The 11,696-nt window shown below is 64.0% G+C and carries 10 protein-coding genes; 4 read left to right on the forward strand and 6 right to left on the reverse strand.

Annotation, left to right across the window (positions count from 1 at the left end; all coding sequences use genetic code 11):
- Window positions 1-26 precede the first annotated feature (26 nt).
- From JQ575_RS12870 to JQ575_RS12885, 4 genes are read left to right on the forward strand one after another with little or no spacing between them, the layout of a single operon-like run.
- A complete protein-coding gene (locus JQ575_RS12870; protein ID WP_212033553.1) occupies window positions 27-974 on the forward strand; it encodes an ABC transporter permease in 948 nt (315 codons plus the stop codon).
- Window positions 975-985: 11 nt separating this feature from the next.
- Complete coding sequence (locus JQ575_RS12875) at window positions 986-1,879, forward strand: ABC transporter permease (RefSeq protein ID WP_192735580.1); 894 nt, start codon at window positions 986-988, stop codon at window positions 1,877-1,879.
- A complete protein-coding gene (locus JQ575_RS12880; RefSeq protein WP_212033554.1) occupies window positions 1,879-2,892 on the forward strand; it encodes an ABC transporter ATP-binding protein in 1,014 nt (337 codons plus the stop codon). The genes JQ575_RS12875 and JQ575_RS12880 overlap by 1 nt, the downstream gene beginning before the upstream one ends.
- A complete protein-coding gene (locus tag JQ575_RS12885) occupies window positions 2,889-3,881 on the forward strand; it encodes an ABC transporter ATP-binding protein (RefSeq protein WP_212033555.1) in 993 nt (330 codons plus the stop codon). Before JQ575_RS12880 ends, JQ575_RS12885 begins: the two co-directional genes overlap by 4 nt.
- A 170-nt stretch (window positions 3,882-4,051) precedes the next feature.
- On the opposite strand, the gene JQ575_RS12890 is transcribed toward JQ575_RS12885, so the two are convergent.
- The 6 genes from JQ575_RS12890 to JQ575_RS12915 form a co-directional block, all read right to left on the reverse strand.
- Window positions 4,052-6,013: an acetyl-CoA carboxylase biotin carboxylase subunit gene (locus tag JQ575_RS12890; RefSeq protein WP_212033598.1), complete on the reverse strand. Its 1,962-nt coding sequence runs from the start codon at window positions 6,011-6,013 to the stop codon at window positions 4,052-4,054.
- Window positions 6,014-6,018: 5 nt separating this feature from the next.
- A complete protein-coding gene (locus JQ575_RS12895; protein WP_212033556.1) occupies window positions 6,019-7,635 on the reverse strand; it encodes an acyl-CoA carboxylase subunit beta in 1,617 nt (538 codons plus the stop codon).
- A gap of 99 nt (window positions 7,636-7,734) precedes the next feature.
- A complete protein-coding gene (locus JQ575_RS12900) occupies window positions 7,735-8,601 on the reverse strand; it encodes a 3-keto-5-aminohexanoate cleavage protein (protein WP_212033557.1) in 867 nt (288 codons plus the stop codon).
- A gap of 121 nt (window positions 8,602-8,722) precedes the next feature.
- A complete protein-coding gene (locus JQ575_RS12905; protein ID WP_212033599.1) occupies window positions 8,723-9,541 on the reverse strand; it encodes a helix-turn-helix domain-containing protein in 819 nt (272 codons plus the stop codon).
- Window positions 9,542-9,764: 223 nt separating this feature from the next.
- Window positions 9,765-10,421, reverse strand: a complete 657-nt coding sequence (locus JQ575_RS12910) for a glutathione S-transferase family protein (RefSeq protein ID WP_212033558.1) — start codon at window positions 10,419-10,421, stop codon at window positions 9,765-9,767.
- Window positions 10,421-11,584, reverse strand: a complete 1,164-nt coding sequence (locus tag JQ575_RS12915; RefSeq protein ID WP_212033559.1) for an acyl-CoA dehydrogenase family protein — start codon at window positions 11,582-11,584, stop codon at window positions 10,421-10,423. Before JQ575_RS12915 ends, JQ575_RS12910 begins: the two co-directional genes overlap by 1 nt.
- Between the last annotated feature and the right edge of the window lie 112 nt (window positions 11,585-11,696).

Here is an 11,696-nt window from a genome sequence, read left to right on the forward strand (position 1 = left end):
GTCGGCCGGCCAGGGAGAATAGCCAGGTGTTTGCTTATATCGTGCGACGCCTCGCGTTGATGTTCGTGACCCTGATCGGGATCTCGATCATCATCTTCGTGCTGCTGCGCGTCGTTCCCGGCAATATCGTCGACATCCTGTTCGATGCGGCGGGATTCGTCGATCCCGCCGACAAGGCCAATCTGGAAAAGGAACTCGGTCTCAGCGACCCGATCGTGGTGCAGTATTTCCGCTGGATCGGCGGGCTGCTGCACGGCGATCTCGGCTATTCCTATGTGTCGGAAAAACCGGCGCTGCAGGAGATCCTGCCGCGGATTCCGATCACGGCGCGGCTGGCGGGGCTGGCGCTGCTGTTCTCCGCAGCGATCGGCATTCCCCTCGGCGTCATCAGCGCCGTTCATCAGGGCACAAGGCTCGATTACGCCTTGCGCATCGTCAGCCTGAGCGGGCTGTCGCTGCCCTCGTTCTGGCTCGGACTGCTGATCCTGATGGCGTCGGTTTCGATGTTCGGAACCATGCCGATCTTCAACCCCAACCCGAAAACCTGGACCGAAGCGATCGCCATCTATTGCGTTCCGGCGATGGCGGTCGGCTTTCGCAGCGCCGCGCTGACAATGCGCATCACGCGCTCCTCGATGCTGGAAATCCTGCGCCAGGATTTCATCCGCACCGCGCGCGCCAAGGGCGCCTCGGAAAATTCGGTCAACTACCGCCATGCGCTGAAAAACGCCATCCTGCCCGTCATCACCGTGATCGGCATCGAGGCCGCTTTCCTGATCGGTGGGCTGATCGTCACCGAAACCGTGTTCAATATCCCGGGCATCGCCCGCTTCCTGGTCGAGGCGCTGCGCTGGCGCGACTACCCGATCGTGCAGAACCTCGTGATGCTGATCGCGGTCGTCGTGGTGTTCGCCAATTTCACCGTCGACCTGCTGTATGCCGCGATCGATCCGCGCATCCGCTACGGGGATTAGGAGTTATCAGTTTGGCCGTGGTCAATTACGATAGCGAACTGAAACGCGCCGGCGCCCATTCGACGCATGGCTGGCGCCGGCTGACGTTCCTCGCGCAACGCTACATGCTCGGCACCATCGGCCTCTTCATCATGGTGATGTTCGTCTGGGTGGCGATATCGGCCGATCTGATCTGCCGCTTCAGTCCGCTCAGCGTCGATTCCACGCACCGGCTGGCGGCGCCCGATGCCGTGCATTGGCTGGGTACCGATTCATTCGGCAGGGATGTCTGGAGCCGGATCGTCCATGGCGCCCGGATTTCGCTGGCCGTCGGCATCGGCGCCACGCTGCTGGGCTCGACGCTCGGCGTCATCGTCGGCCTCGTCTCCGGCTATCTCTCGGGCTGGGTCGATTTGCTGTTCCAGCGCGTCACCGACATTTTGCAGGCCCTGCCGCTGCTGGTGCTGGCGCTGGTGATGACGGCGGCCCTGGGGCCGTCGCTGCCGAACGTCATCATCGCGATTGCGATCCCGCTGATTCCGACGGTGGCCCGCGTGATCCGCGCCAATACACTGGCGCTGCGCGAACTGCCGTTCGTCGAAGCGGCCAAATCGATCGGCATGAGCGAAACGCGCATCGCGATCCGCCACGTGCTGCCCAACACGCTGGCGCCGCTGATCGTGCTGGCGACCGCGCAGCTCGGCTCCACCATCCTCACCGAAGCCTCGCTGTCGTTCCTCGGCCTCGGCATTCCCGAGCCCTATCCGTCATGGGGCCGCATGCTGTCGGAATCGGCGGCGGAGTATGTCCGCACCGCGCCGTGGCTGGTGATCTTCCCCGGCGTCGCGATCAGCCTTGCGGTGTTCGGCACCAATCTGTTCGGCGACGCGCTGCGCGATATCCTCGACCCGAGGCAGCGCGGCTGATGACCGAGGCACGGGCGGAAGAGATGGTTCTCGATGTGAAGAACCTGCAAACAGTGTTCTTCACCAATTCGGGCCTGTTCCGGGCAGTCGACGACGTGTCGTTCCACGTCCGCCGCGGCGAGACGCTGGCGATCGTCGGCGAATCCGGTTGCGGCAAGAGCGTCAGCGCGCTGTCGATCATGCGGCTGGTACCGGACCCGCCGGGCCGGATCGTCGGCGGCTCGGTGACGCTCGAAGGCACCGACCTGCTCGGTATCGGCGAAGCGGACATGCGCAAGATCCGCGGCAACCGGATGTCGATGATCTTCCAGGAGCCGATGACCTCGCTCAACCCGGTGATGCGGATCGGCGACCAGATCACCGAGGTGGTGCGCCTGCACCAGGACATGACGGCGAAGGAAGCGTGGGCGAAAGCCGTCGAGATGCTGCGCCTCGTCCGGATTCCCGAACCGGAACGGCGCGCGCATGAATATCCGCACCAGCTTTCCGGCGGCATGCGCCAGCGCGCGATGATCGCGATGGCGCTGGCGTGCCGCCCGGCCCTGTTGATCGCGGACGAGCCGACCACCGCGCTCGATGTCACGATCCAGGCGCAGATCCTGGCGCTGATCGTCGACCTGCAGAAGACCCTCGGCACCGGCCTGATCCTGATCACCCATGATCTCGGCGTGGTGGCGCAGACCGCGCAGCGCGTCATCGTGATGTATGCCGGCAAGAAGGTCGAGGAAGCTGATGTCGAGGCGCTGTTCGAGAATCCACGGCATCCCTACACCCGCGGCCTGATGGCCTCGATGCCGGCGGTGATTTCGCTCGGCGCGAAAGAGGATGTCAGGTTGAACGAAATTCCCGGCATGGTGCCGTCGCTGACCAATTTGCCGCCGGGCTGCGCCTTTGCGCCGCGCTGTCCGTTCGCGATCGACCGCTGCCGCGTCGAATATCCGCCGCTACTGGATTTCGGCGATAATCATTTTGCGGCGTGCTGGCGCGCCGCGGAAATGGTGGCCGCGCCATGACCGACGCAACGCCCCTGCTCGAAGTGACCGACCTCGTCAAACATTATCCGGTGCGCGGCGGCATCCTGCGCCGGCGCATCGGCACCGTGCATTCGGTCGACGGCGTCAGCTTCTCGGTCGGCAAGGGCGAAACGCTGGGGCTGGTCGGCGAATCCGGCTGCGGCAAGTCGACGGTGGCGCGCAGCGTGCTGCGGCTGGTGGAGCCGACCAGCGGCGCCATCAAACTCAACGGCACCGACATCACCAACCTCAGCAAGGCGGATCTGCGGCCACATCGGCGCTCGATGCAGATCGTGTTCCAGGATCCGTTCGCTTCGCTCAATCCGCGCATGACCGCCGGCGACATCGTCGGAGAACCGCTCGGCGTCCACGGCCTTGCCACCGGCGCTAAGCAGCAGGAGCGGGTCGCCGAACTGTTCGCCCAGGTCGGCCTGCGCGCGGACCAGATGAAGAACTATCCGCACCAGTTCTCCGGCGGACAGCGGCAGCGCATCTGCATTGCCCGCGCACTGTCGCTCGGGCCGAGCCTGATCGTCTGCGACGAGCCGGTATCCGCGCTCGACGTCTCCATCCAGGCGCAGGTGATCAATCTGTTGATCGACCTGCAGCGCAAGAACAATTTTTCATACTTGTTCATCGCCCATGACCTCGCCGTGGTCGCCCATATCAGCCACCGCGTCGCCGTGATGTATCTCGGCCGCATTGTCGAGATCGCCGACAAGACCGAGCTGTTCGCCAACCCGCGCCATCCCTATACGCAGGCGCTGCTGGCCTCGGTGCCGGTCGCCAACCCGAAGGCGAAGAAGCTCGCGCCCATGATCGACGGCGATGTGCCAAGCCCGATCAACCCGCCCTCCGGCTGCGCCTTCCACACCCGCTGCCGCTACGTGATGGATCGCTGCAAGGTGGAGCGGCCGTCGCTGCTTGATGCCGGCGCGCGGCATGAGGTGGCGTGCTGGCTCAATGAGGGCACCGGGCGGGCGGAGTGACCTCCACCGTCATCCCTCCCACCGCATCGTCGTCCGGCGAACGCCGGGACCCATAACCCCGGTCATCTGTTGTTGGAAGAAGCCTTCGACCATTGTGCTCAACAATAACTGCTGCGGCGTATGGGTCCCGGATCGCGCTTCGCTTGTCCGGGACGACATATAGTTTGCTGCTATACCGCCGCCTCGATCTCAACCACGATCTTCCCCGTCGTCACCTGCTCGCCCTCGGCGACATCGATCGCCGCGACCTTGCCCGCGACACCCGCCGTATGCACGTGCTCCATCTTCATCGCTTCCAGCGTCATGACAGGCTGGCCGGCCGAGACCTGCTCGCCCGGCTTGACCAGCACGGCGACGACGCGGCCATTCATCGCCGCGCGCACCTTGCCGTCGCCGCCGCTGGCCGCGGCCGACACCGGTGCCGCCAGCGTCAGGTCGCGAACCGCAATCGTGGTGCCGCGGTGCAGGAAATAGAGCCGGTCCCGGTCGCGGAGGAATTTGACGGACTCCGCAAGACCGTCGCGGCTGAAGCGGATGGTGTCGCCGTCGACGGCGTGAACTTCGATTCGATAGAGCGTGTTATTGAGCCCGCGATAGCTGCCGTCACGCTCGCGCACGATCTCGATCTCATGGACCGCGCCGCCGATCTCGACACGAACGGGAACCGGGAACGCTGCCGCCAGCGAGCGTCCGGGCTTCCATTTCGGCGCAGAGGGATCGGTGACGTAAAGCAGCAACGCCGCGAGCTCGGCTTCCGAAGCTGCATCCTTTCGCGGCGCCAGCAATTTATCGCGGTGGTTGCCGATGAAGGAGGTGGTCGCCTCACCCGCGGCAAAAACGGGATGGCGCAGGCATGAAATCAGAAAGCCCTGATTGGTGGTGACACCGAATGCAGCTACCTGCTCCAGACCGACGATCAGCTTGCCCCGCGCCTCATCGCGGGTGGTGCCACGGCTGATGATCTTGGCGATCATCGAATCATAGAACGGCGGAATCTCGGAACCCGATTGCAGCGCATGTTCGACCCGGATACCGTCAGGCATCTGCCACAACGCCATCGTGCCGGATTGCGGCATGAAATCGTGGCCTGCGTCTTCCGAACACAGCCGCACCTCGATGGCATGGCCGGAAAATTTGATGTCCTCCTGCACCAGCCCGAGCGGCTCGCCACTGGCGACGCGCAGTTGCAGTTCGACGAGATCGAGGCCCGTGATCGCCTCGGTCACGGGATGCTCGACCTGCAGCCGCGTGTTCATTTCCATGAAATAGAACTCGCCGCTGCTATCGAGCAGGAATTCCAGCGTGCCGGCGCCCTCATAACCGATCGATTTCACCGCTGACACCGCAACCGCGCCCATCCGCGCCCGCAGCCGCTGCGACACCGCCGGCGACGGCGCCTCCTCGATCAGCTTCTGGTGGCGCCGCTGCACCGAGCAATCGCGCTCACCGAGATGCACGGCGTTACGGTAACGATCGCCGAACACCTGGATTTCGATATGGCGGGGATTGACGATGGCGCGTTCCAAAATGACCGTGGGATCGCCGAACGCGCCCTGCGCTTCCGACCGCGCGCTGCGCAGCGCATCTGGGAATGCCGCGGCATCCGCGACCAGCCGCATACCGCGCCCGCCGCCACCCGCGACCGCCTTGATCATCACGGGAAAGCCGATCTTGCTGGCTTCCGCCACCATCACAGCGTCGCTCTGGTCGGCGCCCTGATAGCCGGGCACGCAGGGCACGCCGGCCTTCTCCATGATCTCCTTGGCGCCGGCCTTGTTGCCCATCGCGCGGATTGCCTCCGGCGACGGTCCGATGAAGACGAGGCCCGCATCGCGGCAGGCTTGCGCGAAATCTTCGTTTTCGGCGAGGAAGCCGTAGCCGGGATGGACCGCCGTGGCGCCGCTGGCTTTGGCCGCCGCAATGATCGTCTCGATCCGCAAATAGGATTGCGCCGGCAGCGCCTCCCCGATCCGCACGGCCTGGTCGGCTTCGCGGACATGCAGCGCGTCGCGGTCGGCATCCGAATAGACCGCGACCACGCCATAGCCGAGACGGCGCGCGGTGCGCATGATACGCAGCGCGATCTCACCACGGTTGGCGATCAGGATCTTGAAGAACGGCGTAGCCTTCATCATCGTCATGGCCGCGCGACCGAGAATTGCATGGGCTGCGGCGTGCGGGCTTCGGCCTCGCGGCAGATCGCCAGCACCTCGGACAGGACGCTGCGGGTATCGCGCGGATCGATCACGCCGTCATCGAGCACCCGGGCCGAGGTCGAGAACACATCCATCTGGCCGTCGAACACGCCTGTTATCTGCGCCTTCATCGCCTCCAGCTTTTCCTTCTCGATCGGCTTGCCACGCCGCGCAGCGGCAGCTTCGGTGACGATCGCCATCGTCTCCGCCGCCTGCTCACCGCCCATCACGGCGGTCTTGGCATTGGGCCAAGAGAAGCAGAAGCGCGGATGGAAGCCGCGCCCGCACATGCCGTAATTGCCGGCGCCGAACGAGGCGCCGCAATAGATGGTGATCTGCGGCACCGTGGCCGAGGTCACCGCCTGGATCATCTTGGAGCCGTGCTTGATCATGCCGGCTTCCTCATAGGCCTTGCCGACCATGTAGCCGGTCGTGTTGTTCATATACAGAAGCGGCGTGCGCGACTGGCAGCAGGCCTGGATGAAATGCGTCGCCTTGTTGGCGCCGGGCACGTCGAGCGGGCCGTTATTGGTGATGATGCCGATCGCCTGCCCCTCGATGCGGGCGTGGCCGCAGATGGTGGCGGGGCCGTAATTGCTGCCGAATTCGGTAAAATCGGAATCGTCGATGAAGCGCGCGATGGCCTGCCGCATGTCGACCGGACGCTTGTGGTCCATCGGCATGATGCCAAGCAGTTCCTCCGAATCATAGCGCGGCGGCCGATACGAGGCTTCAGCTGGCTTCGGCCGGTCCCACTGCATGTTGGTCATAATGTCGCGCGCGATCCGCAGCGCGTCGCGATCGTCTTCGGCGAGATAATCGCCGAGGCCGGAAATCGAGGTGTGCATCTCGGCGCCACCGAGTTCCTCTTCCGTCGCGATCTCGCCGGTCGCGGCCTTGAGCAGCGGCGGCCCGGCGAGGAAGGCGCGGGTGCGGCCGCGCACCATCACGATGTAGTCGGAGAGCCCGGTCTGGTAAGCGCCGCCCGCGGTCGACGAACCGTGCGTCACCGTGACGACAGGCAATCCCGCCGCCGACAGCCGCGCCAGGTTGCGAAAGATATTGCCGCCGCGAATAAAATCCTCGACCCGGTAGCGCAGCAGATTGGCGCCGGCGCTTTCGACCAGTTGCACGTAGGGCAGCTTGTTCTCCAGCGCCAGTTCCTGCACGCGCAAGGTCTTGTCGAGGCCGTAGGGCTGCAACGCGCCGGCATCGATGCCGGAATCATTGGCGCTGACCATGCAGCGGATGCCGGAGACGAACCCGATGCCGGCGATCGCCCCGCCGCCCGGGATGCTCTTGTCGGCATCCGGCACGTCGAACATGTAGCCCGCCAGCGTCATCAATTCGATGAAGGGCGAGCCGGGATCGAGCACCAGCGCGACGCGCTCGCGCGGCAGTAATTGGCCGCGCTTGTGAAAGCGATCCTTGGCTGCGGCGGAGGCGGTGCGCGTCCGCTCCTCAAGCCCGCGCATGCGCGCAATCAGCGCCAGCATGCCGTCGCGGTTGGCCTGATAGGTGGCGCTGCTTGGGGCGATCGTATTTTCGATTACAGCCATGACTCTCCCTGCGTCATTGCGAGGAGCGAAGCGACGAAGCAATCCATACTTTCTTTGGAACCCGCTATGGATTGCTTCGCTTCGCCCGCAATGACGGCACTAATGCCTCGTCCCAAATATCTGCCTTGCCTCGGCAGGGCTAGCGATCTCTCTGCCGGCGCGGCGGGCGCAGGCGGCGATGGCTTCGATTAACTGGCCATTGGAGGTCACCTTGGCGCCGTCGGCGAGATAGAAGGTGTCCTCAAGCCCGGTGCGCAAGTGACCGCCGAGCTCGGCGCAGCGCTGGTGCAGCGGCCAGATTTCGGCGCGGCCAATGGCCGTGACCTGCCAGTGCGCTTCCGGCAATTTGAGCTTCAGCAGGATCGGCAGCAGGTCCGGATCGGCCGGCATGCCAGAGGCTACGCCCATCACGAAATTGTACTCCAGCGGCCCTTCGTACATGCCGGTCTGCCGGTACATGCCGACACAGCGGACGATGCCGACATCGAAGCATTCGAACTCCGGAATCGTGCCCGCGACCTTCATCGCGTCGAGATAATCCTGCACCTTCTCGACCGCGTTATCGAACATCATCGGCAGCCAGGCCCAGGTATTGTCGGATTTCACCTTGAGGTAATTCAGTGAGCCGGCGTTGCAGGCCGCGATTTCGGGTTTTGTCTCGCGCACGCAATCGAGCGCGCCGCCATAGTTCGGGCCCGAGGTCCCCGTGGTGTGGTTGATGATGACGCCGGGGCAGGCCTCGCGCACCGCCTGCTGGATCTCTTTGCTGACGCTGACCTCCCACGACGGCAGGTGGCCCTTGCCCGGCTGCTGCTGGCGCAGATGGATGTGCATGATGCTGGCGCCGGCGTTGAACGCGGCCCTGGCCTCGCGCGCCATCTGTTCGGGCGTGACAGGCACGTTGTGCTGTTTCGGGTCGGTCAGCACGCCGTTCAGCGCACAGGTAATGACGGCCTTGTCGCTCATGAATCAGCCTTTGGATCAGCCTTCGGAAATGGGCGGAAATCGCCTTTGTTTTGCGCATGATCCGTTCGGAAAACCGCTTCACACTTTTCCGGATCATGCGCTGGCGATCATGCGGCCCGCATCAGCCCGCTTCTTGCGTCAACCCGCTATTGGCGCCGCCGGTGCGATTGCTGCGGTAGATCGCCAGATCGCGCGAGCCGGAAAAGATCGCGCGCGGCTTCAAGCCGTAGAAGCGGCGGATCGAGTGGCTGAAATGCGTGGAGTCGGGATAGCCGATGTCCTGCGCGAGATGCGCAAGGTTGATGTCCTGGTTGGCGAAATGCAGCAAATGCCGCGCCCGCTTCCAGGCACGGAACGAGCGGAACGAGATTCCGGTCTCTTCCTTGAACAGATGCAGGAAGCGCGACGGCGAGAGGCCTGCTTCCACCGCGCAGCTCGCGGCCGTCACCGGTTCGCCGCAGAATCTTCCGATCTGCAGTATGGCGCGCGCCACGCGTGGATCGAGCACGCGTTGCGGGAGGGCTTCGCCAAGGCACAGAAAGTCGAACTCGGCGCCGGAGAAATCCTCGCCCGCATGATGCTCGCGCAAGGCGAGATAGGCGGCGCGAATGCGGTCGGCAAAGGCTTTGCCTTCAGGCCCCGACAGCCGCGCGGCGAGGTCTTCGAGCACGCCGGGACAAACGCTTTCCGGCTCGATCACGACGCTCAGAACCGAACGATAATCGCTGGCGATGGTATGCCTGATGTTCGGCAGCACCGCGAACATTTCGGCATGGCTGTTCCGGCCCTCGGCCGTAAGCCGCAACCCGCCCTCGATCGCGACATAGATGTTGAACGCACCCGAGCAGCGTTCCCGCGGCCGGCCGAGCAGGCCCGCGTAAAACACGCGCTCCGGAGTGATCAGCATCAGATGGCCCGATTTCCGGCCCATGTCGTCCAAGGCGTCGTCCATGGTGCATCCTCCTCGCGCGGCTCTTGGGCCGCTGCGATGGGGGCAACCATAGCTGAAAATGGGGGGCTGTCACGGACGAGAATTGGCCCAAACAGGACCGCAAATGCCGATAAAAGCCGTCATTGCGAGCGAAGCGAAGCAATCCATAGCGCGGCATAACGGATAGATGGATTGCTTCGTCGCTGCGCTCCTCGCAATGACGGAGGGGGCGTCAGTTCCTTATCCGCGGCGCCACATTCTGCTCGACGCCGGCCTTTTGTTCCGCCGCCACCGCCCGCTGGTAACCATCCCGCGCCTGCAGCCGCGCCCAATAGGCTGCGACATTGGGCCCGAAATCCTTGGCCAGACCGATATTTCCGGCCAGCCGCAACGCATAGCCGTTGGCGATATCGGCGGCGGTAAAGCGGTCCGCGCACAGCGTTTCCGATTTACCGGTGGCGGCTTCCACGGCCCGCAGCCGCCCGAGGAACCATTTGGCATAATCGCCGGCGACCTGCGGATTGCGGCGCTCCTCGGGCTCGAGCTGGCTGTATCTCAGCACCAGCGTTTGCGGAAAGGTCAGCGTGGCGTCGGAAAAATACATCCAGTTCAGGAACGCGCCATAGGCGGGCTCGTCGGGCCCGACGATCAGCGGCGTCGGGCCGTATCTGGTGCCGATGTAGTGGCAGATGCCCGACGATTCCGTCATTTTGGTCTCGCCATCGACCATGAAGGGAATGGTGCCGAGCGGATTGATCGAGAGGTATTCCTTGGCGAACACCCGCGGCGGAAACGGCAGCATCTTGAGCTCATAGGGCAGCCCGAGCTCTTCCAGCATCCAGAGCGGGCGGAACGAGCGCGCCCCGTCGCAGTGATAAAGCGTGATCATCAGGCGTCCCCTTTGGTTCCCGGCAGCGTGCCCATCATCTTGCACAACACCGTCAGCATCACCTCATCGGCGCCGCCGCCGATCGAGGTCAGGCGGCTGTCGCGATAGGCGCGGCTGACGTGTGTTTCGTTCATAAAGCCCATGCCGCCCCAGAATTGCAAACAGGCATCGGTGAGTTCGCGTCCCAGCCGTCCGGCCTTGAGCTTTGCCATGGTCGCAAGACGCGTGACGTCCTCGCCCGCCACCAGCGCCTCGGCGGCGCGGTAGATTAGAGCGCGCAACAGCTCGACCTCGGTCTGCATTTCCGCAAGCTTGAAATGAACCACCTGGTTGTCGAGGATGGTTTTGCCGAACGCTTTTCGATTGCGGGTGTATTCGATGGTCTCGGCAATGATATATTCGTGTGCCTTGAGGCAGGCCGCGGCGCCCCATAGCCGCTCCTCCTGGAACTGCACCATCTGGTAGGTAAAGCCCTTGCCTTCCTCGCCGATGCGGTTGCGCTTCGGCACCCGGACATTGTCGAAGAAAATCTGCGCGGTGTCGGACGAGCGCATGCCCATCTTGTCGAGTTTTCGCGCGACCTCGACACCCCTGCTCTCCATCGGCACGCAGATCAGCGACTTGTTGCGATGGACCTGCCCGTCGCTGGTGTTGGCGAGCAGGCAGATCCAGTCCGCCTTTACGCCATTGGTGATCCACATCTTGCCGCCATTGATGACGTAATCGTCGCCATCCGAGCGGGCATTGGTCTTGATCGAAGCGACATCGGAGCCGGCACCCGGCTCGGACACGCCGATGCAGGCCACCGCATCGCCCGCGATCGCGGGCGCCAGAAATTCGCGGCGCACTTCATCGGAGCCGAACCGCGCCAGCGCCGGGGTGGCCATGTCGGTCTGCACTCCGATCGCCATCGGCACGCCGCCGCAATGGATGGCGCCGAGCTCTTCGGCCATCATCAGCGCGTAGCTGTAATCAAGCCCCTGCCCGCCGAATTCGACGGGCTTGTTGAGGCCGAGGAAGCCGAGATCGCCGAGCTTCTTGAACAGTTCATGCGAGGGAAACTGTCCGACCTCCTCCCATTCGTCGACGAACGGATTGATTTCGGCGGCGATGAATTTTTGCAAGGCCCGGCGCGGTTCGTCGTGGTCGGCGGTGAAGAGCATGTGTTAGTCGGCTCCATACGGAACTTGGTTTTCTCGTCATGGCCGGGCTTGTCCCGGCCATCCACGTCTTTCTTGCTGAACCACCGTCAAGGCGTGGATGCCCGGGACAAGC

This window comes from Bradyrhizobium sp. JYMT SZCCT0428 (assembly GCF_018131075.1).
Taxonomy (GTDB): domain Bacteria; phylum Pseudomonadota; class Alphaproteobacteria; order Rhizobiales; family Xanthobacteraceae; genus Bradyrhizobium.